Origin of the sequence: Brevibacterium sp. FAM 27836, assembly GCF_051351055.1 — a bacterium.
Taxonomy (GTDB): Bacteria; Actinomycetota; Actinomycetes; order Actinomycetales; family Brevibacteriaceae; genus Brevibacterium.
This window is the reverse complement of the sequence record NZ_CP195711.1, coordinates 2,641,797-2,665,606: the sequence shown is the minus strand read 5'-3', so window position 1 is coordinate 2,665,606 and position 23,810 is coordinate 2,641,797. Positions and strand designations below refer to the sequence as shown.

The following is a 23,810-nucleotide window of genomic DNA, read 5'->3' as shown; positions in this document are numbered from 1 at the left end:
CTTTCTAGTGAGAATCAGTATCAATAGCATGTCGATACTAACCCGATCGCGGGCGGATGCGCGAAATGGGAACACTCCGACGACGCTCATCGGCCTCGGGCACGGCTATGTCCTGGGTCACTGCTACGGTAAGACCATGGCCAGTGTGACTGAACTCGTGAAGCGCTATTACACCACCGTCGACGCCGGAGACGCGGACGCCACCTCGGCGCTGTTCTCTGCCGACGCCAGCTATGACCGCCCCGGCTACCCGACGCTGGTCGGGCAGCAGATCGCGGATTTCTACCACGGTGAGCGGGTCATCGAATCCGGCTCTCACTCACTGCAGGAGATCCTTGTCGAGGGCGATCGCGCGTCCAGCCGCGGCGTCTTCAACGGTCACCTCAAGGACGGTTCGGAGACCTCGGTGGGCTTCGCCGATTTCTTCCTCTTCGACACCGACGGCCTCATCGCCGAACGCACCACGTACTTCTACCAGCCGGCCGTCTGAGACGGCGCCCCTCCGCCTGCGACTTCACAAGACAGACGTTGCCGTCGGGCCCGTCGTTCGGCGCCGAGCCCGTTCGCGGCTGTGACCGTGGCGGAGCAGACGGTCAGACTCACTGGCCGCGCGCGTCGAGGACCGCGCGCTGAATGCGATCGCGGACCGCAGCGGCCTGCGGTGTCGGGGTCGGCCTGTATGCCTGCTCCACCTGCTCGAAGACCTCGCCCATGGCCGCCGGATCGACGTCGACGGGCAGGTCCTCGATCGCGGCGAAGGCCGGACCGATGTGGTCCATGAACCCGCGGATGCCGGATGCTCCCCCGCCGAAGTGCATGCCCTCGAACTGACCGACGGCGGCCCAGCGCAGACCCAGCGAATTCTTTATCACCGTGTCGAGGTCGGGAGCGGAGATCACGCCGTTCTGGACAAGAGAGATCGCTTCCCTCATCAGCGCGTTCTGCAGACGGTTGCCGACGAAGCCGCGGATCTCCCGGCTCAGCACCACCGGCTCGCGCCCACAGCTGCGGTAGAACTCGACCGTCGCCTCGATCGTGTCCGCGGACGTCGCCGGTGCGGGCACCACCTCGACGAGCGGCATGAGATGCGGCGGATTGAACGGGTGGCCGACGATGACCCGGGCGGCCGCGTCTGCCTCGAGGTGTTCGGCGATGAAGGATGCGGGGATCGTCGACGATGACGTCGCGAGCACGGCTGCGGCGGGGGCCGACTCGGCGATCTGGGCGAACAGCTTCGGCTTGGCCTCGGGGTTCTCCGGACCGGATTCCTGCACGAACATCACGCCTGCCACGGCGTCCTCGACGGTGCCGGCGACCTCGACGGTGCCGACCTGCGAGGCCAGCTCATTGAGTGCGGAAGCCGCTGAGGTGACCTCGGCTTGGAGGTCGGCGACCACCTCGGCGAGGTCATCACGCGGGTCGAAGACCCGGACCGTGAACCCGCTGCGGGCGAAGAGGTAGGCGAAGGATCGGCCGATGGTTCCGGCACCGATGACAGCGACTGACGAACTCATGCATCCAGGCTATACCCGCCCGCCGCGCCGCACCTGCTCACCCGAGATGCCGCCGTCGCTGTGCCCGAAACGTTGCCTGAAGCGCTCACCTGCGGGTGGGCTTCGGTGGCACAATGTCACCATGACAGCGAACGCAGAACTGAGAACAGTGGACTCGGAGATCATCGCTTTGGCCGAGGACGAATACGCCGCCGCAGCCGAGACCGCGCGCATCGAGGTGCGCGAGATCCACACCGCCGACGAGGCGGCCAAGGCGTCGCTGCTGCTCGACGAGGTGTGGAACGTCGACGAGACCGGCACCAACGTGTTCGAGCCCAGCCTCATCATCGCCTTCGCCCACGCCGGAAACTATGTCTCTGCCGCCTACAGCGCCGATGACCCCGAGGAGATGATCGGCGTGACCATCGGCTTCTTCGGCCAGCCGCTGGGCACCGTCATGCATTCGCATATCGCCGGTGTCCGCCATCAGGTCATCGGGCGGGGCGCCGGTTCAGCGATGAAGCTCCACCAGCGCCTGTGGTGCCTCAACCTCGGCATCACGGAGATGACCTGGACCTTCGACCCGCTCGTGGCCCGCAACGCCTACTTCAACTTCCAGCGTCTGGGCGTGAGCATGGTCGAATACCTCGAGGACTTCTACGGGCAGATGCGCGATGGGGTGAACTCGGGACAGGCCAGCGACCGGATGATGGTCTCGTGGCCGCTCGACCGACCCGCACGGGTGGCGACGGCTGATCCCGGTTCGGCTTTCCCCTGCCTGCGCGCCGACGAGGACGGGGAGCCCCTGCTCAGCGAGGTGCCGAAGGAGACCGAGTTCGTCTCGCTCGACTTCCCCTCGGACATCGAGGATCTGCGCGGACAGGACGCGGACCTGGCCAGCCGGTGGCGCCTCGCGCTGCGGACCGCGCTGACCGCGCTCGTCGCCGACGGCTGGGTCGTCGACACCTGCCTCAAGGGCGGAACATACCTGCTCCACCACCCCTGAGGCACCCACGGCGCCCGCCCCTCCCCCAGCTGCTGGCTGGTTGCCACTCGCCGCCGCGGGCTGGCCGCTGGTCGCTGGCTGTTCGCTGGCCACTCGCCGCCGCGGGCTGGCCGTTCACCGAAAAACGGGCTGGCTGCCGAAAAACGCCTGCACGCAGGCGGGTGTCGGCAGCCAACCCGTTTTTCGACGCCTGCCGCGTAGCACGGGGCGACTGGGCGGGGCAGTCGACGGCGCGGGCCGTCGCTGCTGTCGCGGCTAATGTCGCCGCTGCTGCTGTTGTTGCATGCCGTCGAGGCAGCGTTTGATTTCGGCGAACACCTTCGGACGGAACAGGTCGCCGAATGTCAGATTGAAGACTCGGTAGCCGGCATTGAGCAGATTCATGTTTCGCTGATGGTTTGCCTTCGCTGCCGCATCGGGACCATCGGGATGCAGGTAATACTTGCCCACTCCATGCACCTCGACGACGACCGGAAGAGTCTCGTGCTGGAAATCGTTGCGAGCGATGAAAGCTCCGGCCGCAGTTCGGACGTCGACCTGTGGGACCATTCCCGTGATGCCGTGCTCGTGGAACCGAACCGCACACAGCGCTTCAGATGCCGCCTCGAAGAGTTCGCTCGAAATCTCCAGCGCCAGCCGCGCTCGTCGCACTCCGCGCGAACCGTTCATCAGCAGCCGCCGGATCTCCTCCCGGGTCATGCCATGATCCCTCAGCGCCTGTGAGATCAGGGGAACAGACACCTCGAGAGAATGGTCGAGAGCGATATCAGCGAGGGTGCGCCTCAGACTGGTGACCGGATAGCTGTTTCGCAGCGCGACCTCATCAGCGGGCACCGCGCGGGAGTAGACAAACAGGCCGGGATAGCTGCGGGTAGGTGCTCGCCTCGACACCTCCACCCGCTCGGCCCCGATGATGGTCGGGTCGAGACCGTGGATGAGCCCTGCCGAGATATGCGAGAAGACGTCGCCTCGAAGCAGTGAGTCGCGCCGACAGGCGATCTGAAGTCGGAGTCTCTCCGCGTCATCCCGGATATCCCCGTGGAACCTTGGGAAAGTGATCCCCTGCTCGGTGGAGAACTGCTCGAGCACTGCATGATGGGGCTTCTCACACGCGCTCAGAACCACGAACCACCCTCGACGAGCACGGTAGAGGCAGCAATCGACAGCCTCAGCGAGATGCGACCGAGGCATATCGAGGTCATCGAGCTGCTTCCTCGTCAGCACTTTGTACATGAGATAAGTATTGCGTCAAACTCCATCTAACGCAATCAAACATCATCATTACACACATACTCGCACAGCCTCACACACCCACCACCCAGCTCCACCACCAGCCCTCGGTCGGCGAAAAACTGGCTGACCGCCGAAAAACGCGGGCGCACAACTGTTTTTCGGCCATGCACCCGCGTTTCGACGAGCGGAGTCTTAGTTCTCTTCCCAGTTCTTGCGCAGCAGCTTCTTGTCGAGCTTGCCCACCGAGGTGCGCGGCATCTCCTCGACGACGTTGACCTCGTCAGGCATCTGCCACTTGGCGAAACGCGAACTCAGCGTTTCGATGATCGAGTCCCGGGTCACCTCGGCGCCGGGGTTGGGAACGACGTACGCGATCGGACGCTCGTCCCATTTCTCATCGGGAACACCGATGACGGCGGCCTCACTGACGTTCGGGTTGTCGAGGATCGCGTTCTCCATGTCGATCGACGAGATCCACTCGCCTCCGGACTTGATGACGTCCTTGAGGCGGTCGGTGATCTTGAGGTAGCCGAACTCGTCGATGGTGCCGACGTCGCCAGAGCGCCACCATCCGTCGAGGAAGCGCTCGGCGTTGTCGGGCAGCTGGTAGTACGACTCGGTGATCCACGGACCGCGCATAACGATCTCTCCCATGGATTTCCCGTCCCGCGGCAGCTCGTTGCCTTCGGGGTCGACGGTCTTCATCTCGACGCCGATGATCGGCAGACCCTGCGAGCGCTTGAGGTCCCAGCGGGCCTCTTCGTCGAGTTCCATGCCGGGCTTGAGCGCCCAGTTCGTCGTCACCAGCGGCGTGGTCTCGGTGGCACCGTAGCCGTGGATGACGTCGGCGCCGGTGATCTCCTTGAACCCGCGCATCATCGACAGCGGCGGCTCGGAGGATCCGGAGACGAGGCGGACACCGCTGAGATCAGGGGCCTGCGGCAGCTTCTTCATCATCTGGAGCATCGGACCGAAGATCGCCGGAGCGCCATTGGCCAGGGTCACCTTCTCATCGATGAAGGCCTGACCGATGGCACCGAACTCCTCGGCGGCGAACTTGCCCGGCAGCACGAGTTTGGCACCGGCGGCCACCGCGTTCTGGGGGAAGCCCCAGGACAGGACGTGGAACATCGGGGTGATCGGCATGACGCAGTCGTCGAAGGTCGCGTTCAGCGCGGCCAGACCGCCCATGGTGTGCAGGTAGATCGACCGGTGGGAGTAGTACACGCCCTTGGGTCGGCCCGTGGTCCCGGTCGTGTATCCGGCGTAGGCCGCGGTCTTCTCGTCGATGACCGGCCAGTCATAGGTCTCGGGCTTGTCGCCGATGAGATCTTCATAGAAGACGACGTTGTCCAGGCTCGTCTCGATCTCGCTCGCAGGCTTGTCGGTCATCACGACCCACCCCTTGACGTCGAGTTTCGGGGCCAGGGACTCGGCGACCGTCAGGAGCGTTTCGTCGACGAAGATCCAGTCGGACTTCGAATGGCTGACGACGTAGGCGAGGTCTTCGGGTGCCAGGCGCAGGTTGAGCTGCAGCATGGTTGCGGCCACGCCGGGCACGGAGAAGTAGAGCTCGAGGTGGCGGCGGGAGTTCCAGTCGAGGACACCGACCATGGACCCGGCACCGACGCCGAGTTCGCCGAGGCCGTGCGCGAGCTGCGCCATGCGCTTGAACTCGTCGGCGTAGTTCGACCGTCCCCACGATCCGTCCGAGCGGCGGTAGACGACCTCGGAGTTGCCGAAGACGGTGGCCGCATGGCGGATGAGGTTGGTGGTGTTGAGCTGGTAGCTGTCGCCCTGGGTGGACGCGATTCCTGTCAGCATGAGACTCCTTCGTTCGCGCTCTGGTCCTGCCGTGGCCCGAGGGCCGCAGCAGAGGAATGGGGTGATCACCGCTTTCAGCGGCGGGTGATCCTACCGTCGACCGCCGGGTGCCCGGTGGGCGGTCATCACCGTCAGACTATCCGTGTCGGGACAGTGGGCAACGGTTCGGACAGGAACGTTATCAAGCGGTGATGGACCCGTCCGCCCGCCGAGGCGCGGCTGTCATTCGCCGGTGAACTTCGGCGCCCGTTTGCCGACGAATGCGGCGACGCCTTCGCTGAAGTCCCTGCTCGCGCGCAGTCCCGCCTGGCCGTCGACCTCACGGTCGAAGGCGTCGTCGAGGGATGTCAGACTCGACTCGTTGATCGCCTGCTTCGAAGCGGCCAGCGCCTGTGGTGCGCCTTGAGCGAACTGGGCCGCGAGTTCCTTGGCCCGGTTGAGCTGTTCACCGGCGGAGGCAACCTCGCTGGCCAGCCCCCAAGCGTAGGCGTCGGCGGCGTGGAGCTTCTCCGCCGTCAGTGCCATCCGCAGCGCGCGGTGACGACCCGCCGAGGCGGCCACGAGAGCCGTGGCTCCGCCGTCGGGCATGAGACCGATCTTCGTGAACGGGAGCATGAGGTAGGATTCCTCGCTCATCACCACGTAGTCGCATGCCAAGGCCAGGGAGCAGCCGATGCCGGCCGCGGGCCCCGAGACCGCTGCGAGCGTGGGGATCGGTGCGTCGATGATCGAACGGATGATGTCGTTCGCTCCGGCGAGGTCGATGCTGGCATCCGTCACGGCCTCACCGCGCAGGTCGGCACCGGAGCTGAAGGCCCGGTCGCTGCCGGTGAGGACGAGGGCCCGAGAGTTCGCGGCCGCCTCGGCGACGGCTGCGCCGATGGCTTGGAACGTCTCCTGATTGAGTGCGTTGAGGCTCTCCGGGCGGTTGATGGTCACGGTCGTGACATCGCCGCTGACCTCGGTGAGAACACTGGTGGACAATGCGTCTCCTTTGTACGTATCCGGTGGTGGATCGTGTGCTTCGTGCAGCTGTCGGGGATGGCGGGGCTTCTACAGTCACACGTCCGCGAGGGGCGCATGAGCGTCATCCGCCACTTTAACGTACGTTAAGTTGATCTGCGTCACATGTCCGCGACGAATCTCCGGCGCCATGTCGGCGCGCCTCAGTTGAGCGTCGCGTCCAGCTGGGCGGGAGTGAGTTCGCGATCGGCGAAGACGAGGCGGACGGCCGCCGGGTCCGGGTTGCCCGCGTCCGGCGCCCGGTGGACCAGCTCGAGCCCGAGCTTGCGAGCCACCACCTCCGATGCGGTGTTGTGTTCGAGCAGATACGCCACGATCGGCAGCCCGGCGTCGATGTTCGCGGCCGCCGCGATCGCATCGCGCGAGACCGCAGTGGCCGACCCCTGCCCCTGAGCTTCGGGCCGGAACCGGTATCCGAGATTCCAGAACGCTCCGGTCCCGCGGCGCGAGGCACCGGGCCCGGGCACACCACGCAGCGAACATCCGCAGCGGCCGAGGATCTGCCCGCCGGACGTCCGCCTGACCATCCACGGTCCGATCCCGTCGAGCTCCCACTGCGAGTCGAGGCGGACGAGGATCGCCTCGGCTTCCTCCCGCTCCGCCATCCGCCCGCTGGGCAGGTGCTCCCACACCCGCGGGTCGGCGTCGACGGCGAAGAACTGCTCGAGATCGTCCGCGCTCGGCCGGTCGAGCACATAGTCGGGTGCTTGTCCCATCAGGACCGGCTTCCCTTCAGCCCAACGCGGCTTCGAGGTCGGCCCACAGGTCCTCGAGGTTCTCGATGCCCACGCTCAGCCGGATGAGCCCCTCGGGCACGGTGACGGGTTCGGAAGGGTGCCGCCGACGGCGTTCGATGAGGGACTCCACCCCGCCCAGGGACGTCGCCGGGGTCCACAGTCGGACCGCCTCGGCGATGGCGATGGCCTTCTCTGCGGTGTCGACGGTGAAGGCGATGATCGCACCGAACCCGTTCATCTGCTCACTCGCGCGGGCATGTCCGGGATCGTCGGGCAGCCCCGGATAGCGGGTTTCGACGACGCCCGCGTGCGCGGTGAGGCGTTCGGCGATGGCCTGGGCGTTGGTCTGGGCGCGGTCGAGGCGCACGGCCAAGGTGCGCAGTCCGCGCAGAGCCAGCCAGACTTCGAAGGGCCCGGCGATCGCCCCGCGCATCGAGCGTTCGGTATGCAGCCGCTCCCGCAGTTCGACACTGCTGGTCAGGGCCGCGCCGAGGACGACATCGGAGTGCCCGGCGAGGTACTTCGTCACCGAATGGACGACGATGTCGGCGCCCAGGTCGAGCGGAGTCTGCAGCAGCGGTGTGGCGAAGGTGTTGTCGACGGTGACGAGGAACCCGCGATCACGCGCGGCCGTCGTCAGCGCCGGCACGTCGGCGACTTCGAGCATCGGGTTCGTCGGCGATTCGATCCACAGCATTCCGAGCCCGGACTCGGACCCGACGCGGCCCTCCCCCGCCGAGGCGGCCGCCGCGTCCGCTGCCGCCGTTCGCGTCGACGCTTCGTCGAGGGCGGCGATGACCGCCTCGGTGTCGGCGATGTCGACGGTGACGAGGTCGAAGCCCTGACGGTGAGCGATCTGCTCGGCCGAGGCGAGCGCTCCCTGATAGCTGTGCGTCGGGATGACGAGGGTGCCGCCGGCCGGAACCAGGCTGATGACCGCGGAGATCGCGGCAAGCCCGGAGCCGAAGACGAGCCCGGGCAGAGCGGAGTGTTCGAGCGAACCGAGCGCCTCTTCGAACGGTGACCAAGCCGGGGTGTCGAAGCGAGCGTAGGCATAGGGTGAGGCGTCGATGTCCCCGGTGCTGACGAAGGTCGAGGACAGGTCGATCGGCGGGTTCACCGAAGCACCGTCGGTGCGCGGGGGCCGCCCGGTTTCGACGACGAGGGTGTCCGGGGCGAACTTCGGGCTGGCAGCGGTTTCGGGTTCTCGGGATGTCATGTGCCCAATATATGCCCACCGCATGACCAGAAACGCAGGTGGTGCCGCGACCGTGCTTCACCGCGCCGCCTCGCCGCGGCCTGCGCGATTCCACTCAGCCGAGGCTGCTGACCATGTGCTCGAGGAGGAGCCGCGCCCCGGCGGTCTGACGCCTGGTCGGTGACCACACGGCGTGGAGTTCGCGGGAGAGGTCGACGTTGTCTTCGACCGGCAGCGGCAGCAGTCGCCCGGCCCGGAAGTCATCGCGCAGCGCCAGCTCGGACAGCACCGCCGGTGCGATCGCGGTGGCAGCGGCGATGCGCAGCGCCGAGTTCGAGCCGTACTCCCCGGCCATCCTCACCCCGCCCACGGAGTCCAATGCCGAGTCGATGACCTCCCTCGTCCCCGAGCCGACCTCACGGACGAGCAGGGGAACCTCCGCGAGCGCCTCGGCGGTGATCGGCTTCGTCCAGGCTCCGGCGAACTGCGGGGCACAGGCGATCATGAGGCGGTCACGGCCGACGACCGCGGCGTTGAGCCCCGTCGGCCGGGACACGGATTCGATGAGACCGAGGTCGCAGGTCTGCTGGCGCACCCGATCGATGACGGTCGCCGAGTTCTCCACGGACAGTCCGATGTCGATCTGCGGGTGCGCGGCGCGGAATGTCGTGAGGTGGTGGGGCATGAGGTATTCGGCCACCGTCAGTGAGGCGCTGACCTTGACGGTGCCGGCGCGGGCGTCCTGGATGGCTCGCGCTCCGGCGTAGAGGGTGTCATAGGCTTCGATGACCTTCGAGGCCCATTCGGCGACAGCCCGGCCCTCGACGGTGAGTTCGGTCCCGCGCGGCGAACGCCGCAGCAGCGGCACCTTGAGATCGCGTTCGAGATTGCGCAGGCTGCGCGAAGCGTTCGGCTGCGCGAGGTCGAGCTGGGCGGCGGCCTGACCGATCGACCGCGCATTGCCGCTGAGCGCGACCAGCAGGCCGAGGGCCTGGAGTTCGGGCCAGTCCTTCATCTCCGCGAGATCATGCATACCCCCATCATGCCATATCGATTTCATATGGGTTGCTTCGAAATCACCGTCTACCGGGCCCGGAACAACGTTGACACACTGAAGTCATGAATCGAATTGCATCCCTCTTGCCCGGTCTCGCCGTCGCCGCTGCGGCCACGGCAGTCGCGTGGCCGATCTCCATGCTCCTGCCCGTACTCTCCCCGCTGCTCGTCGCCATCGTGCTCGGCATCCTGCTGGGCAACCTCGTGCCCAACCTGCCCGAGACATTCATGCCCGGGCTCAACTTCGCCGCGAAGCCGCTGCTGCGTCTGGGCATCGTCGCCCTCGGCGCACAGGTCGTGCTCGGTGACATCCTCGATCTCGGCTGGCTCGTCCTCGTCCTCGCCGCTGTCATCGTCGCCGCAGGAATCCTCTCCGCCCTGGCACTGGCGAAGCCACTCAAGGTCGACCGCCCCCTGGCAGTGCTCATCGGCAGCGGCTTCGGCATCTGCGGCGCCGCGGCCGTCGCCGGCATCGAATCGACGCTGAAGTCGAAGAAGGAGGATGTGGCCGCCGCCATCGGCCTCGTCGTCCTCTTCGGCACCTTGATGATCGCGATCGTGCCGTCCCTGTCGACGGCGATGGGCCTGTCCCCGGAGACCGCCGGCATGTGGGGCGGAGCCGCCACCCATGAAGTCGCTCAGGTCGTCGCGATCGGCGGCATCATCGGGCCCGCCGCGCTCGAGATCGCCGTTCTCGTCAAGCTCGCCCGCGTCATCATGCTCGCCCCCACCGTCGCAGTGTTCAGCTACGCCGTGCGCCGCAGCGAGGCGAAGGCGATGACCACCGGCACCGAGGCGGCCCCCGGATCGGGTGCGACCACCACGGCAGGTGCCCGCTCGGGATCGACCGACAGCGGTGCGGGTTCGGGCTCGACGACGACCACCGCGGAGAAGGCTCCGGCGCCGACCAAGCGTCCGCCGATCGTGCCGCTCTTCGTTGTCGGCTTCCTCGTCATGGCGGCCCTGCGCACCTTCGGCCTGCTGCCCGAATTCGCGGTCACCGGTCTCAACTGGGTGCAGACGGTGTGTCTGGCCATGGCAATGTTCGCCCTCGGCCGTGGAGTCCAGTGGCGTTCGCTGAAGAACCTCGGCGCCCGCCCGCTGGCTCTGGCCGCACTGGTGACGATCGTCGTCGCCCTCCTCGCCCTCGGCGGAGCCGTCCTGCTCACCTGAGTCGGGCGCCCCGTCTCACACAGCGCATCCCCATCTCGGGCCGCCGGCACCCGCCGGCGGCCCGCTGTTTGTGCCGTTATTCGGGATTTTTCGAGCGGTCGGACACACGGATCCTTTACCGGTCGGTAACGCTGGTAGTGTCTCTCAGCAAATCGCCCAGCGATGCTCAGTGTCGCTTCAGCCTTTGCGAGGACTTCATGCTCATACAGATCATCGCTCTGCTCATCTTCGTCGCGCTCTTCGCCATCGGCGCGGTCCGCGGCGTGCAGATCGGCGTGCTCATGCTCGTCGGCGCTGCCGGAACCGGACTGCTGCTCACCGACATGGTCGTCGAGGACATCATCGCCGAGTTCCCGCTCGACATCATGGTCCTCCTCGCCGGAGTGACCTACTTCTTCGCCATCGCCCAGGAGAACGGCACCGTCGATCGGATCATCGATTGGGCACTGGAGCGCGTCGGCTCCTCGGCAGTGCTCCTGCCGGCGGTCTTCTTCGTCATCACCGGTTGCATTGCCGCCATGGGTGCCCCGCTGGCGGGCCTCGTGATGATGCCCGTGGGCATGCAGGTCGCCCGCAAATACGGAGTCGACTACGCGCTCATGGGCCTAGCGATCTGCTTCGCCATCGGCGCCGGCGGCTTCGCCCCGACCAGCCTCTACGGCATCGTCACCTACAGCACCGCGCGCGGGGCCGGCATCGACCTCTCCCCCTATGTGCTCTTCGGCATCGCCGTCGTCACCTACCTCATCATGCTCGTCGTCGCCTACTTCATGTACGGACGGTCGCTGTTCGGCCGGAACTCCGCGGCAGCCGTCGCGAGCCGGGCGGGAGCCGGGTCGACCGAAGCCGGCGCTGACGGCTCCGATGACACTGATTCTGCCGGGACCGGTTCTGCCGGGACGGATGCGAGCTCACGGATCTCTCGCGGCTCCGCCTCGGCGACGAAGGTGGCCTTCGGTGAGGACGACGAGGACGAGGCGCTCTTCGGCTCCTCGAGCTCGGAGCACACCGGCGACTCCGCACCGTTCACGTTCGTGCAGATCCTCACCGTCATCTTCATGATCGGGCTCATCGGCACCGTCGTCGTGCTCGCAGCGATCGGCAAGGATCCGGACATCGGTCTGCTGTGCTTCATGTTCGGAGCGATCCTCTCCCTCGTCGACCCGAAGACCGGCAAGGCCGCGCTGCCGAAGATCGACTGGTCGACCGTGCTGCTCGTCGGCGGCATCATCACCTTCGTCGGCGTGCTGCAGAATATGGGTGCCGTCGACCTCCTCGGTCAGGGTGCCGAAGCGATCGGTTCGCCGCTCATCGCCGCTTTCGTCCTCTGCGTCGTCGGCGGACTCGTGTCCGCGTTCGCGTCGACCACGGGTATCCTCGCCGCCCTGGTGCCGCTGGCCCTGCCGCTCATCGCCGCGGGCGGGGTGCCCGGGTGGGCGCTCATCGCGGCGTTGGGTGTGTGCTCGGCCGTCGTCGACGTCTCGCCGTTCTCGACGCTGGGCGCCACGGTCGTCGCGACCGCCCCCGTCGAGGACAAGCCGCGCCTGACGCGCATCCTCGTGAAGTTCGGCATGTCGATGGTGATCATCGGGCCGGTCGCGCTCGTCGGCGGCCTGGTTGTGCCCGCGATGATCTTCTGAGACCGAGCGCCTTTCCGCTCACTGTGAAGCGCGCGGGTCCTCCCCGACAAACAGGCTGAGCGCCGAGAAACGGGCTGGTGCCACGACCTGCCGCCGAAAAACGGGCTGAGCGCCGAGGAACGGGAGTCTGCGTGCGTGCCTCGGCACTCCACCCGTTTTTCGGCGATGGAGGCTGGCTGGCACCCTGGCAGCTCGCGCGGCCGTGCTGCCATGCAGCTCCGCCGCCCACGGACGACTGCTCAGACTCGCGGGGCAGACTCGCAGCGAGCTCAGCTCAACCGTTTGCGCAGCAGCACGAACTCGAGGTCGTCGACCTTCGGCACCCCGAAGCGTTCGTCGCCGTACGGGAAGGGCTCGACTTCTCCCGTGCGTTCATAGCCGCGCCGCTCGTAGTAGGCGATGAGCTCTTCGCGCCTGTTGATCACGCTCATCGACATCGCGTGTGCGTTCCACCGTTCGACCACCCACGCCTCGGCGAGGTCGATCAGCGCCGACCCCACTCCCTTGCCCTGCCCGAGCGGGGACACCGCGAGCACCCCGAGATAGGCCTCCCCATCCGCGGGTTCGCGCACGTACACGCTGGCCACTGCCCGTCCTCGGGTGTCGCGAACGAGCAGAATCACAGAGTCCGCCTCGGCGAGCATGGCTTCAGCCATCGGAGCGTCGAGGCGTTGTCCGTCAAGCAGGTCCGCCTCGGTCGTCCACCCCTGCTTCGACCCCTCACCGCGGTAGGCCGAGGAGACGAGCTCGACATAGTCGGCGATGTCGGCGGGGGTGAGTTCGGCGACTTCGAACCCGGCCCCGCCCAGGTTCAGACGGTGCGCATCAACCGTGGTCGCCGAGGGGTGTGAGGACATGCGGGTGACTCCTAAGTGAGGTGACGGACAGCGGCAGTCGGCGGCAGTCGGCGCTCGACCGCTGCCGGATACTGCACCAGGCTAGTGCCTGCCGCGCTGACAGAACTATAGTGTCAGCTGTCAGGACAGCGACATTCGCGCAGTGCCACCGGCACGGACATTCGGGAGGAATGACCATGGACATCGAAATCTCCGGAGAGACCTTCACCATCGCCGAGGATGCTGCGGCCCACCGATTCACCATCGCCCACGCCGGCAAGGTCATCGGCGCAGCCGATTACGTCGACCGTGAGGCCGGCCCTGACGACACCGCCGAAGGCACCGTGCGCACCTTCACCCACACGAATGTGTCCCCCGAATGGGGTGGACGCGGCCTGGCCGGCCAGCTCGTGCGCTATGCGCTCGAGACCAGCGCCGAGGCGGGGCTGAAGTTCCGCACCACGTGCTCCTACGTACAGAATTTCCTGCAGAAGAACACGGAGTTCGACAAGTACGTCGCCTGAATTTCAGTTCGCACTCCGTCGACCGGTGGTTGGTCGTCGACTGATCATCAGTCCTGCGTTCGCTCGCCAGCCGTCGATCACTCGTCAGTCGTCGATCGAGCGCACGACGCGCGCCGGCGAACCGACGACGATCGCCCTGGCCGGCACATCCTTGGTCACCACGGATGCCGCTGCGATGACCGCGTCGTCACCGACGGTGACTCCGGGCAGGATGGTGACGTTCGCACCGACCCACACATTGCGACCCAGGACGATCGGGCCCGGATGCATATCGGCCCGCCGGTCGGCGGCGATGTCATGATTGAGCGTGGCCAGAACAGTGTTGTGTCCGATCAGACAGTCGTCACCGATCATGATCCCGCCCTGGTCCTGGAACTTGCAGCCCGAGTTGATGAACACTCTTTCGCCCAGCCTGATGTTCTTCCCGAAGTCCGAATGGAACGGAGGGAAGACCGCAACGGTTTCGTCGACGGGCCGACCGGTCAGCTGTGACAGCAGCCGGCGGACGTTCTCGGGCGGATGGTAGCCGCTGTTGAGTTCTCCGGTGATGCGCAGCGCCTCCTGACTGGCCTCATGCATGCGAGCGTGCAGTCCGGAGCCGCCGACGATCGTCTCCCCCGCGTCGAGTGCGGCGATCAGGTCATCGAGTTCTGTCATGGTGTCTCCTCAGGTGAGCAGTTCCCTGGTGTGTTCGGCCAGTGTGCTGGTGAGTTCGAGCAGTTCTCTGGTGTGTTCATGGCCGTCACGGTGTGAGCAGGACCTTGATCGCCTCCCGCCTGTCCATGGCCGCGTAGCCCTCTGCCGCGCGGTCGAGCGGAAGGCTCAGGTCGAAGACCCTTCCCGGCTCGATCTCCCGCTTCCAGATGCGGTCGATGAGATCGGGAAGGAAACGTCGCACGGGTGCGGGCCCGCCGTGGAGGTGGACGAGGCTGAAGAACAGCCGGTCGCCGGGCAGTTCGACATCGTGGGAAACGCCCACATACCCGACATGACCGCCCGGTCGTGTCACACCGATCGCCTGCATCATCGACTCCTGGGTGCCGACTGCTTCGATGGCGCTGTGGACCCCGAGTCCATCGGTGAGCTCCTTGATCTTCTCGATTCCGGCCTCACCACGCTCTTCGACGATATGCGTGGCCCCGAATTCGCGGGCGAGATTCTGCCGGTCGGTGTGTCGGCTCATCGCGATGATCGTCTCGGCACCCATCTGCTACGCGGCGAGGACGGCCATGAGGCCGACGGCACCGTCGCCGATGACCGCGACTGTTGAGCCCGGACCCACCTCGGCGGCATCAGCGGCGAACCACCCGGTGCCCAGCACGTCCGAGGCGGCCAGCAGGGACGGAATGAGGTCCTCGTCCGGGTATTCGGGGGTCGCCACAAGTGTGCCATCGGCGTGTGGGATGCGTGCATATTCGGCTTGGGTCCCGATCTCGCCGTCGACGAAGATCCCGTTGACGCACCGGGACTGGTAGCCGGCTCGGCAGATCTCGCAGGTGTTGTCGGAGATGACGAAGGACCCGACGACGAAGTCTCCGGGAGCCACGGTCTGCACATCCGGCCCGATCTGTTCGACGACGCCGACGTATTCGTGGCCCATCAGCTGCCCGTCCGGTGCATCGGCACCGCGGTAGGGCCAGAGGTCGGAGCCGCAGACGCAGGCGGCGACCACTCGGATGACGGCATCCGTCGGCTCCTCGATGGTGGGGGTTTCGCGCACGTCGACCCGGACGTCGCCTGGGCCGTGCATGATGATTCCGCGCATGGCAGTCTCCTCAATCGTTGGTAGTGTCGGGTTTTTCTGAGCCGCACGGTCGACGACTCAGGTGTCGCGGTCGGCGACTCGAGCATCGCTGCCGGACCCTCGGGCATCGCTGCCGGATGCCCGGGTCTCGGCCTCGGGTGCCAGTGCTTGGTCGATGCGGGTTCTGTTCAAGGACGCCAGCAGCTTGAGCTTCTGTTCGGACTCGGATCCGGGCTCGGCGGTGTAGACGATCACGGCCAGCCCCGCCTCGGCGGTGACGGCCAGCTCTTCGTACGCGAACTCGACGTCACCGATATCCGGGTGGACGAACCGCTTCGTTCCGGTTCCGTGTGTGCGCACGTCGTGGGCCGCCCACAGCTCGCGGAAGGTCTCACTGCGTGTCGAGAGTTCGCCGACGAGATCCTGGATCCCCCGATGATGAGGGTCCTTGCCGGCCTCGCTGCGGATGATCGCCACGCACATCTGGGCGAACAGGTCCCAATCGGGATAGAAGTCCTGTGATGCCGGGTCGAGGAACTGGAACCGCGCAAGGTTGGGAATGCGTCCCCCAGCCCCGATGAGCGGGGAGTAGAACGCGCGGCCGAGCTCGTTGACCAGGACGAGGTCCTGCACTTCGTTGCGGACGAAGGCGATAGAGTCCGTCATCGAGTCGAGCACACGCTGCAGTCCCTCATGCGGTGGCCGAGCCGACGACCTCGACCGTCGCCGACGGCCGGAGCTCGGAATCCCATCGGCGGCTCGCGCCAGATCGAGAAGGTGGCCTCGCTCGGTGTCGGTCAGGCGCAGCGCCTGCGAGAGGGACTCGAGCACCGAGGCGGAGGCGCCGCCGATCGCGCCGCGTTCGAGCTTCGAATAGTATTCGACGCTCAGGCCCGCCAGTGCCGCGACCTCGCTGCGCCGCAGGCCGGGGACCCGTCGCTGGCCGACCGAGGGCAGACCGACGGTCTCGGGCGTGAGCTTGGCTCGTCTCGTCATGAGGAATTCGCGTACCTCTGCCCGGTTGTCCATGTCTGCAAGCCTAGACTCGGCGCGCCGAATGAGGGATACCCTGCCGAGGCACCTCTGCCCAGAAGCTCCTTGCCGAGCCCGAGGAGGAGTCACCGGCGCATATCGACCCACTGCTTGACGCCGCTGCGGCGTTCGGCACCTGGCGCGAAGAGACTCGGCACCGCGGAGAGCGCGACCGGCGATCCCAGGATCCTCTCCGTGGGGACGGAAGGAAGCAGGGCGACGGCCGCGGCCATGTCCTGCGGGTGCTCATAGATGAAGGAGCCATTGATCCGCAGCTGCTTCTGGACGATGTCGAAACTCGAAGCGCCGAGGTGGTGGTGGTCCTCCCCGACGAGCGTGACGGTCGCGAAGGGCATGAGGTGGTCGACGACGGATGCCAGAGCCTCGGGCACCCCTGCCGCGTCGATGACCGCATCGGGGGCGGGGCTGGCGCCCGGCTCAAAGGGTCGGGCACCGAGCTCGACAGCGAGGGCTCGTCGTTCGGCCTGCGGTTCGCTGATATAGGGGCGATGTCCCTGGCCGCCGAGGATCATGGTCGCCAGCAGCCCCTGCGACCCGGCCCCAAGGATGAGAGGCGTCTGCGAAGACGTCAGCCCCGCTCGCCGGATCGCCGCGGCGGCGACCGTCAGCGGTTCGGCGCACACAGCGCGTTCGATCGGCACATCGTCAGGGATCCTGTGGCAGAAGTCGCTGGGATGGTCGACGACCTCGGCGAGGAACCCGGGTTGGGTGAGAACGCCCGCGCTGAGCCGGTGCGTGCACGCCGAGGTGGTGCCGAGCCGGCAGTAGCGGCAGCTGCCGCAGGTGATATTGGGTTCGAGCACCACCCGGTCTCCGACGGTCCACTCGCCGTCTCCGAGCCCCACTTCGGTGACGACGCCGATGCCTTCATGGCCGAGTCTCCACGGGAGTTCCGGCGGCGTGCGGCCGCCCGAGGCCAAAGCGTGGTCGGTGCCGCAGATGCCTACTGCGAGCATCTGTATCCGCAGATGCCGGTCGGCCACGCGGCCTCGCGGTCTCGGGCTGCTGAGGAGTTCGACTTGGCCGGCAGCGGTGATCTCGGCCGATCGCATCCGGCCATCCTGCGGGACGGGTCGTTGAGCATCATGTTCGACCATGTGCGCAGTCCCGTCTTCGGCGCCTCTGCGCATCAGACCGTTTCGGGCTTGAGCGCGACCGTCGCGGCAGAGGAACTGCTGCGTTCGGCCCTGCGTTCGACCTGCCACTGGCGGACGAGGTAGAGCGCGATTCCGATCGAGACGAGGCAGCCACCGGCAAGGTAGGCGCCGACGAGGTACCAGGTGCCTCCGCCGAGGCCGACGAGGAATGTGGCGATGAACGGAGTGAAGCCGCCGGCGATCGCGCTGGCCAGCTGGTAGCCGACGCCGGCACCGCTGTAGCGGAATTCGGGGCTGAACATTTCGGCGAACAGCGGCTGTTGGACACTGACGACCGCGTCGTGGGCGATGTTGATCAGCAGGACTGCGAAGATGACGATTGCCACCAGGTTGCCGCTCTCAAGAGCGAAGAAGAAGGGGATCGCGCTGACGAGGCCGACGATTCCGCCGGTGAGGTAGACGCGAAGGCGACCGAACTTGTCGGAGAGATAGGCGAACGCCGGGATCGTCACGATTCCCAGGCCGCCGACGACGAGGGTGACGTTGAGCATGACGCTGCGGTCGAAGCCGAGCTCATCGGTCGAATACGACAGTGCGAAGGTCGTGACGATGTACATGGTCAGCAGCTCGATGAAGCGCAGCCCCACGATCTGGAAGATCTGCGCCGGGTAGCGCTTGAATGCTTCGAGGATCGGCAGTTTCGCCACCTTGTCCTCGTCGGCGTTCTTCACTCGTTCGAGGTATTCGTCTGATTCCTGGACCCCGGCACGGATCCAGAGTCCGACGAGGACGAGCACTGCGCTGAAGAAGAACGGAATCCGCCAGCCCCAGGCCAGGAATGCCTCCGGGGAGAAGTTGCTGCTCAGAAGTGCCACCAGTCCAGTGGCCAAGAGGAGTCCGACGGAATAGCCGATCTGCACACCGCTGGAGAAGAAGGCACGCAGCTTCGGCGGCGCACTCTCCACCGCCATCAGAGCGGCTCCGCCCCATTCTCCGCCGACGGCGATGCCTTGGACGCAGCGCAGAAGCACGAGCAGGGCCGGCGCCAACCAGCCGACGGTTCCGTAGGTGGGCAGGACGCCGATGAGCGCGGTCGCCACGCCCATGATCGTCATCGTCCAGATGAGCATCGACTTGCGGCCGATCCGGTCGCCGAAGTGCCCGAAGATGATGCCTCCCAGCGGCCGGAAGACGAAACCGACGCCGAAGGTCGCGAAAGCGGCGAGCGTGCCCGCATGGGAACTGTAGTCCGGGAAGAAGAGTTCGCCGAAGACCAGCGCGGCGACGATTCCGTAGAGGAGGAAGTCATACCATTCGACGACCGCCCCGATGAACGACCCCGCAGCCGCTCGTCTCGCCTGCTTGAGCTCGTCCGGTCCGGATGCTGTCCGGGCGTCTGCACTCGTCATGTCATTCCCCTTCGAATGGTGGGTCCTCTTCTGCCGGCGCACCGTCTGGATGTCGCCTTTGTCACAGTGCACAGTAGCACCTTGTTCGCTCTTCGTACACATGTGCACTATGCGTACATTGCTGGCCAGGCAGGATGCTTCTGCGGGCCGTACCGGTTGCCCTGGCCCCGGCAGATACCCGGCTCTTCGTAATCGAGAGTGTGGGTCAGGGATTTTCAGACACGGCGAGTCGCTGCTCAGATAGGCGTCGAGGTCTTCCGATGATGGAAGTTCTCACACCGTCCATCCGAAAGACCTCGACGTGGCCAAGCCTACTTTCTCGACGCCTGACCTCACGACCTTCTGCAGACTCAATGACCTCGATCTGACCTGCACCGGCCAACACATCACCGGGCACAAAGCCATTCTGGAATGCCGTCCAAACACTGCTGATGACTGGTGCCGACGATGTGGTGGTCACGGGATCGTTCGCGATACCGTCGTCCGCCAGCTGGCCCACGAACCTTTCGGCCACCGACCAACCACGCTTCACATTCGCCTCCGCCGTTACAAGTGCGTCGAGTGTGGCCGCGTCTGGCGTCAAGACACCACAGCTGCGGCGCCACCACGAGCGAAGATCTCGCGAACCGGCCTCGACTGGGCGTTGCGTGCTCTCGTGATCGATCACGACACCGTGTCCGTCATCGCTGCGAAACTCGCCGTGTCCTGGCACACCGCGAACTCCGCCGTCCTCGCCGAAGGTCAGCGGTTGTTGATCAACGACCCGACCCGTTTCGACGGGGTCAGCGTCATTGGTGTCGACGAGCATGTATGGCGGCACACCCGGCGTGGTGACAAGTACGTCACCGTCATCATCGACCTCACCCCGATCAGCGAGGGAACAGGCTCGGCACGTCTGCTCGACATGGTGGCTGGCCGTTCGAAGCAGGTGTTCAAACAATGGTTGAAAGACCGACCGAAAGAATGGCGTGAGGGCATCGACGTCGTCGCGATGGACGGATTCTCCGGCTTCAAAACAGCCTCAGCTGAGGAGCTGCCCGACGCTGTCGAAGTCATGGACCCCTTCCACGTCGTCAAACTCGCCGGTGATGCCCTCGACGAGGTACGTCGCCGAGTTCAGCAGGAGACAACCGGCCATCGCGGACGAGCAAAGGACCCGTTGTACCGGGCAAGAAGAACTCTTCACACGGGCAGCAGCTTACTCACGACCAAGCAGCAGGAAAGAATCGCGAACCTCTTCGCTGACCCGAACTTCACCGAAGTCGAAGTCACCTGGGCCGTCTACCAAGACATTGTCAGCGCTTACCGAACCGCGGACCGCAAAGAGGGCAAGAGACTCTTGCAAACGGTCATCGACGCCCTGACAACGAATCTGCCACCCGAACTTGTCGAGCTCAAACGGTTAGGACGAACGTTGAAGCGTCGAGCTGCTGATGTGCTCGCATTCTTCACCCGACCGGGAACGTCGAACGGTCCCACTGAAGCGATCAACGGCAGACTCGAGCATCTACGCGGGTCCGCGCTGGGATTCCGCAACCTCACGCATTACATCGCGAGGTGTCTGCTCGAGTCCGGTGGCTTCAGACCGGTTCTACACTCTCAATTACGATGAGCCAGATACCCTGGAGAAGTGAAATCAGAGTCGAATTCCAATCCGCAGCCCGCGTCCGGGGACCATTATGTGAAATCGGTGGAGAAGACGCTGGCCGTCCTCTTGGCGTTCAACACCGACAGTCCGCATCTTTCCGTCACTCAGGTGGCGAAGGCGACGAATCTGACCCGAGCCGCGGCACGGCGCTTCCTCCTCACCCTCACCGACTTGGGGTATCTCAGTTCGGATGGAGCGGCCTTCTCCCTCACCCCGCGGGTGCTCGACATCGGCGCCGGGTTCCTCGCGGGCCTGGATCTGCCGAAGATCGCCCAGCCGCATCTCAATCAGCTCGCTCACGAACTCGACGAGTCGGCGACACTGAGCATTCTCGACGGCGACGACATCGTCTACATCGCCCGTGCCGCCGCCCCGCGCCTCCACGCCGTGACCGTCAACCTGGGCAACCGTCTGCCGGCCTGGGCCACGTCGATGGGTCGCATGCTCATCGCCGAGCTGCCCGAAACCTTCCAACAGGAGTTCCTCGAGCGAGTCGAGATCTCGCCATTCACTGACCACACCGTCTCGCCTGCGGCCGAGCTCGGCAAGGAACTGCACCGCATCCGAGACCAGGGGTGGTGCCTGGTGTCCCAGGAGCTCGATGACGGACTGCGCGGATTGGCCGTCCCGGTCCGCCGGGGTCAGAACACTCTGGCCGCGCTCAACGTCTCCCTGCACACCTCACATCTTCGCGGTCTCTCGGTCGAAGACGACCTGGTGCCGCACCTGCAACGGATCGCGGTCTCAATCGCCGAGGACTTCGGCGGTCGGGCGGACTGATCCGGCGCCGACGACGCCCTGCACATGACGACGCCCTGCACATGAAGGTGCCCCGCACTCATCGGTGCGGGGCACATCGGGTCCGCGCCGAGCGGTCAAGCACCTCAGATCAGGGAAGTCGGCCTCGCCTCGACAGTCGGCCGGATCATCGGTGGCCCCTCCCTCGGCGAGTTCAGGTGCGGAGGCGAGTTCAGGCCCCTCTGCGGACTCAGGCGCGGCGGCGGGCGAGGACGTCGTTGACCGCTGAGAGGTCGGCGGACTTCGTGGTCCGGATCGCCTTACGGCCGTGCTCGAGCGGAGAGTCCTCACGGGCCGAGTCACTGAGTTCCGGACGGTAGCCGAGTTCCGCGGCGAACTGTGCGGCGATCTCCTCACGGCTGCGTGCTTCGGTCTCGTATGAGCTCGCATCGGCTGCGGTGGCTTTCGGCACCGCATGCTCAGCTTCCGGAGCGTCGACATAGCTGGGCACCGGCAGAGGCGTCGGCGACCAGCCGTCGCGTGACTTCAACCGCTGCATGAACGGATCTTCGACCTTCGGGGCGGCAGCGTCGAGTGACGCGTGCACGTCTTCATCGGCAGCGGTGCCCGCCGAAGCATCGGTGCCCGCCGAAGCATCGGTGCCTTCTGTCTCGAGGTCTGCACCGAGAATGTTCGACGAGTCCGCATCAACGGAGCCGTCGGCCGACTCGTCCGCGCCTGCCTCCGCGGCGGATGTCTCAGCTGTCGCCGCGTGCTCCTCTTCGCCCTTCGGAGCTTCCTCCGTGGTGCTGTCATCGACGATCGGAATCGGTCCGGTGAGCAGGACCTGGCGTGTCGTGTGGCCTTCGCTGGCTTCCTTGCGGATGCGCACGAGTGGGATCTCGCCGGTGTCGGCTTCTTCGCGAGACTTCTTCGCCTCGGTGCTGCGGTTCGCCTTTGCTCCTGCGCTGCGGGCCATGGCAGCGCGAGCCTGTGCGGCCTTCGTCGTTCCGCTCGCACCCTGCGCCGCAGCGGCGATCCGAGCGGCGGTTCCGCTCGAGACCGGTGCCGCGGGGGCGCTGCCGGCGGCGGTTCTGCCCGAGGGCTCCACCGCGGGGGCGCTGCGCTGTTCCTTCACGGTCGGGGCCTTCGCCTCCGAGGTGGACCGCGCGGAGGTCGACCGCGCGGAGGTCGACCGCGCGGAGGTGGACCGCGCGGAGGTCGACCGCGCGGAGGTGGACCGATCCGAAGTGGACCGCGCCGCGGTGGTCGGCTTCGGTGCAACGGGCTTCAGTCCGCGGAGGCGCTTCTTCATCTCGAATTTGCGCAGGTTGAGGGTGCGCACGATGAGCAGGGAGACGACGGCGAGGCCGAGGAAGACGCCGGCCAAAGCGATGTGCACGACCGAGAAGAGAGCGAGGACTCCGGACACGAGGATGCCGAGCATCGAGGCCAAGAAGACCACGGCGAAGCCCTTCACCATCGTGTTCAGCGACTTCAGGGACTCGCGCAGAGTCGTTGCTTGCTCAGTCATCGCATGTTCCTCGTCGGTTCCGCTGCTGGGATGGGAAATCTGTGGACCGTTCTCTGATCGGGTGGACTCATTCTCGCCGAGGCGACCGCCCCGATCCGTGTCCGCCGCGCCATCGCGTGGTGCGCCGCCTCGGGGGCCCTGGCCGGTGACCGGTCGCGATCCGGACGATGCCGTGGAACCCGTCGCCGAGGTGCGCGGCGAGTGAGCCTGTGGGGTGCGTCCCGCCCCGGTCTGCTGCCGGCCCGCCTGGGAGCTGTCGTTGAACACTGCGTGGACGGCGGGGTGGAGCAGGCGCACGTTGTCGGCTCCGACTCCGGCGCCACCACCGGATGCGGCCCCACCGTGTCCGGCGGGGCCACGATCGGCAGACAACGCCGAGTGGGTCTCGCCGACCGCGACAGGTAGGACGTTGAGCTGGGAGTGTTCGGCCGCCTCGGGGATGGTGTGGCTCTGTCCATGGCCGTCGATGACGGCGAAGGCAGGAGTCGAGGCCGAGAGGCTCAGGGTCGGTGCGTCCTCGCCCGGGGAGACCTCCGGGCTCGGGACCGACGGCGTTCTGCGGGGTTTGTCGTGGAAGACCTGGGTGCGTTCCGAGTGGTCGTGCCCCGGGTTCGGAGTCTCGGCTGCGACGACGGCCGCGTTGTCGGGAACCGTGTCGATTTCGGCGCGCGAAAGTTCCGTCGCGGACTTCCGAATCATTGCGGGCACAGCAACGGCGAAGACCACGACGATGGCGATGACGACGATGATGCTGGTGTCCACACTGCCACCCTAAGTTGCACGCATCGACGAAGACGTGAAGGCACTAGGTGTGTCGGTCAAACGGGCACGAAGTTCACGCAAT

At 66.2% G+C, this 23,810-nt stretch carries 20 protein-coding genes and 1 pseudogene; 7 read left to right on the top strand and 14 right to left on the bottom strand.

The genetic code is table 11. The features are described from left to right. The first annotated feature begins 28 nt into the window (after positions 1-28). On the top strand, positions 29-490 hold the full coding sequence (locus ACSE4D_RS11905) for a nuclear transport factor 2 family protein (protein WP_346763081.1): 462 nt from the start codon (positions 29-31) through the stop codon (positions 488-490). A gap of 109 nt (positions 491-599) precedes the next feature. Here the strand turns inward: ACSE4D_RS11905 and ACSE4D_RS11900 are convergent, their stop codons facing one another. After that, complete coding sequence (locus ACSE4D_RS11900) at positions 600-1,514, bottom strand: 3-hydroxyacyl-CoA dehydrogenase NAD-binding domain-containing protein (protein WP_135539051.1); 915 nt, start codon at positions 1,512-1,514, stop codon at positions 600-602. A gap of 121 nt (positions 1,515-1,635) precedes the next feature. Between ACSE4D_RS11900 and ACSE4D_RS11895 the strand changes: the two genes are divergently transcribed. Next, on the top strand, positions 1,636-2,499 hold the full coding sequence (locus ACSE4D_RS11895; protein ID WP_135539053.1) for a hypothetical protein: 864 nt from the start codon (positions 1,636-1,638) through the stop codon (positions 2,497-2,499). A gap of 255 nt (positions 2,500-2,754) precedes the next feature. On the opposite strand, the gene ACSE4D_RS11890 is transcribed toward ACSE4D_RS11895, so the two are convergent. From ACSE4D_RS11890 to ACSE4D_RS11865, 6 genes are all read right to left on the bottom strand, one after another. Further along, positions 2,755-3,588, bottom strand: a complete 834-nt coding sequence (locus tag ACSE4D_RS11890; RefSeq protein WP_436326008.1) for a hypothetical protein — start codon at positions 3,586-3,588, stop codon at positions 2,755-2,757. A 336-nt stretch (positions 3,589-3,924) separates the two neighbouring features. Beyond that, positions 3,925-5,556, bottom strand: a complete 1,632-nt coding sequence (locus ACSE4D_RS11885) for a long-chain-fatty-acid--CoA ligase (protein WP_436326007.1) — start codon at positions 5,554-5,556, stop codon at positions 3,925-3,927. Positions 5,557-5,778: 222 nt separating this feature from the next. Further along, on the bottom strand, positions 5,779-6,540 hold the full coding sequence (locus tag ACSE4D_RS11880; protein ID WP_426937115.1) for an enoyl-CoA hydratase-related protein: 762 nt from the start codon (positions 6,538-6,540) through the stop codon (positions 5,779-5,781). A 182-nt stretch (positions 6,541-6,722) separates the two neighbouring features. Continuing rightward, positions 6,723-7,295, bottom strand: coding sequence for a GNAT family N-acetyltransferase (locus tag ACSE4D_RS11875; RefSeq protein WP_436326006.1), 573 nt, complete (start codon positions 7,293-7,295; stop codon positions 6,723-6,725). Positions 7,296-7,311: 16 nt separating this feature from the next. Further along, positions 7,312-8,535, bottom strand: coding sequence for a trans-sulfuration enzyme family protein (locus ACSE4D_RS11870; RefSeq protein ID WP_436326005.1), 1,224 nt, complete (start codon positions 8,533-8,535; stop codon positions 7,312-7,314). Positions 8,536-8,629: 94 nt separating this feature from the next. After that, positions 8,630-9,547, bottom strand: coding sequence for a LysR substrate-binding domain-containing protein (locus tag ACSE4D_RS11865; RefSeq protein WP_135539065.1), 918 nt, complete (start codon positions 9,545-9,547; stop codon positions 8,630-8,632). Between the two features lie 86 nt (positions 9,548-9,633). Between ACSE4D_RS11865 and ACSE4D_RS11860 the strand changes: the two genes are divergently transcribed. Both ACSE4D_RS11860 and ACSE4D_RS11855 read left to right on the top strand, forming a co-directional pair. Next, positions 9,634-10,743, top strand: coding sequence for a YeiH family protein (locus tag ACSE4D_RS11860; RefSeq protein ID WP_135539067.1), 1,110 nt, complete (start codon positions 9,634-9,636; stop codon positions 10,741-10,743). Between the two features lie 197 nt (positions 10,744-10,940). Further along, positions 10,941-12,383 carry an SLC13 family permease gene (locus ACSE4D_RS11855; protein ID WP_135539069.1) on the top strand — a complete coding sequence of 481 codons (1,443 nt, stop codon included), beginning with the start codon at positions 10,941-10,943 and terminating at the stop codon, positions 12,381-12,383. A 269-nt stretch (positions 12,384-12,652) separates the two neighbouring features. Here the strand turns inward: ACSE4D_RS11855 and ACSE4D_RS11850 are convergent, their stop codons facing one another. After that, positions 12,653-13,240: a GNAT family N-acetyltransferase gene (locus ACSE4D_RS11850; protein ID WP_436326004.1), complete on the bottom strand. Its 588-nt coding sequence runs from the start codon at positions 13,238-13,240 to the stop codon at positions 12,653-12,655. A gap of 176 nt (positions 13,241-13,416) precedes the next feature. Here ACSE4D_RS11850 and ACSE4D_RS11845 point away from each other — a divergent pair, with 176 nt between their 5' ends. Further along, positions 13,417-13,743, top strand: coding sequence for a GNAT family N-acetyltransferase (locus ACSE4D_RS11845; protein ID WP_135539073.1), 327 nt, complete (start codon positions 13,417-13,419; stop codon positions 13,741-13,743). A gap of 84 nt (positions 13,744-13,827) precedes the next feature. On the opposite strand, the gene ACSE4D_RS11840 is transcribed toward ACSE4D_RS11845, so the two are convergent. The 5 genes and pseudogenes from ACSE4D_RS11840 to shiA form a co-directional block, all read right to left on the bottom strand. Then, positions 13,828-14,400 carry a DapH/DapD/GlmU-related protein gene (locus ACSE4D_RS11840; RefSeq protein ID WP_436326003.1) on the bottom strand — a complete coding sequence of 191 codons (573 nt, stop codon included), beginning with the start codon at positions 14,398-14,400 and terminating at the stop codon, positions 13,828-13,830. An 85-nt stretch (positions 14,401-14,485) separates the two neighbouring features. Further along, a pseudogene (locus ACSE4D_RS11835) lies at positions 14,486-15,508 on the bottom strand (zinc-dependent alcohol dehydrogenase family protein). 57 nt (positions 15,509-15,565) lie between these two features. Then, a complete protein-coding gene (locus tag ACSE4D_RS11830) occupies positions 15,566-16,516 on the bottom strand; it encodes a helix-turn-helix transcriptional regulator (protein WP_436326002.1) in 951 nt (316 codons plus the stop codon). An 89-nt stretch (positions 16,517-16,605) separates the two neighbouring features. Continuing rightward, positions 16,606-17,637 carry a zinc-dependent alcohol dehydrogenase gene (locus tag ACSE4D_RS11825; RefSeq protein ID WP_436326001.1) on the bottom strand — a complete coding sequence of 344 codons (1,032 nt, stop codon included), beginning with the start codon at positions 17,635-17,637 and terminating at the stop codon, positions 16,606-16,608. 32 nt (positions 17,638-17,669) lie between these two features. Then, the gene (gene shiA, locus ACSE4D_RS11820) at positions 17,670-19,046 is read right to left on the bottom strand and encodes a shikimate transporter (protein WP_436326000.1); all 1,377 of its coding nucleotides are present in this window, start codon (positions 19,044-19,046) and stop codon (positions 17,670-17,672) included. 301 nt (positions 19,047-19,347) lie between these two features. Between shiA and ACSE4D_RS11815 the strand changes: the two genes are divergently transcribed. Both ACSE4D_RS11815 and ACSE4D_RS11810 read left to right on the top strand, forming a co-directional pair. After that, the gene (locus ACSE4D_RS11815) at positions 19,348-20,658 is read left to right on the top strand and encodes an ISL3 family transposase (RefSeq protein WP_426936723.1); all 1,311 of its coding nucleotides are present in this window, start codon (positions 19,348-19,350) and stop codon (positions 20,656-20,658) included. 18 nt (positions 20,659-20,676) lie between these two features. Beyond that, a complete protein-coding gene (locus ACSE4D_RS11810) occupies positions 20,677-21,474 on the top strand; it encodes an IclR family transcriptional regulator domain-containing protein (protein WP_436325999.1) in 798 nt (265 codons plus the stop codon). 208 nt (positions 21,475-21,682) lie between these two features. Here the strand turns inward: ACSE4D_RS11810 and ACSE4D_RS11805 are convergent, their stop codons facing one another. Continuing rightward, a complete protein-coding gene (locus ACSE4D_RS11805; protein ID WP_436325998.1) occupies positions 21,683-23,728 on the bottom strand; it encodes a hypothetical protein in 2,046 nt (681 codons plus the stop codon). Between the last annotated feature and the right edge of the window lie 82 nt (positions 23,729-23,810).

Bases quoted from the DNA above. Each gene is read 5' to 3' on its own strand.
- ACSE4D_RS11905 (WP_346763081.1), top strand. From the start codon at position 29: ATGTCGATACTAACCCGATCGCGGGCGGATGCGCGAAATGGGAACACT.
- ACSE4D_RS11900 (WP_135539051.1), bottom strand. From the start codon at position 1,514: ATGAGTTCGTCAGTCGCTGTCATCGGTGCCGGAACCATCGGCCGATCC.
- ACSE4D_RS11895 (WP_135539053.1), top strand. From the start codon at position 1,636: ATGACAGCGAACGCAGAACTGAGAACAGTGGACTCGGAGATCATCGCT.
- ACSE4D_RS11885 (WP_436326007.1), bottom strand. From the start codon at position 5,556: ATGCTGACAGGAATCGCGTCCACCCAGGGCGACAGCTACCAGCTCAAC.
- ACSE4D_RS11875 (WP_436326006.1), bottom strand. From the start codon at position 7,295: ATGGGACAAGCACCCGACTATGTGCTCGACCGGCCGAGCGCGGACGAT.
- ACSE4D_RS11870 (WP_436326005.1), bottom strand. From the start codon at position 8,535: ATGACATCCCGAGAACCCGAAACCGCTGCCAGCCCGAAGTTCGCCCCG.
- ACSE4D_RS11865 (WP_135539065.1), bottom strand. From the start codon at position 9,547: ATGCATGATCTCGCGGAGATGAAGGACTGGCCCGAACTCCAGGCCCTC.
- ACSE4D_RS11860 (WP_135539067.1), top strand. From the start codon at position 9,634: ATGAATCGAATTGCATCCCTCTTGCCCGGTCTCGCCGTCGCCGCTGCG.
- ACSE4D_RS11855 (WP_135539069.1), top strand. From the start codon at position 10,941: ATGCTCATACAGATCATCGCTCTGCTCATCTTCGTCGCGCTCTTCGCC.
- ACSE4D_RS11850 (WP_436326004.1), bottom strand. From the start codon at position 13,240: ATGTCCTCACACCCCTCGGCGACCACGGTTGATGCGCACCGTCTGAAC.
- ACSE4D_RS11845 (WP_135539073.1), top strand. From the start codon at position 13,417: ATGGACATCGAAATCTCCGGAGAGACCTTCACCATCGCCGAGGATGCT.
- ACSE4D_RS11840 (WP_436326003.1), bottom strand. From the start codon at position 14,400: ATGACAGAACTCGATGACCTGATCGCCGCACTCGACGCGGGGGAGACG.
- ACSE4D_RS11830 (WP_436326002.1), bottom strand. From the start codon at position 16,516: ATGGACAACCGGGCAGAGGTACGCGAATTCCTCATGACGAGACGAGCC.
- ACSE4D_RS11825 (WP_436326001.1), bottom strand. From the start codon at position 17,637: ATGGTCGAACATGATGCTCAACGACCCGTCCCGCAGGATGGCCGGATG.
- shiA (WP_436326000.1), bottom strand. From the start codon at position 19,046: ATGACGAGTGCAGACGCCCGGACAGCATCCGGACCGGACGAGCTCAAG.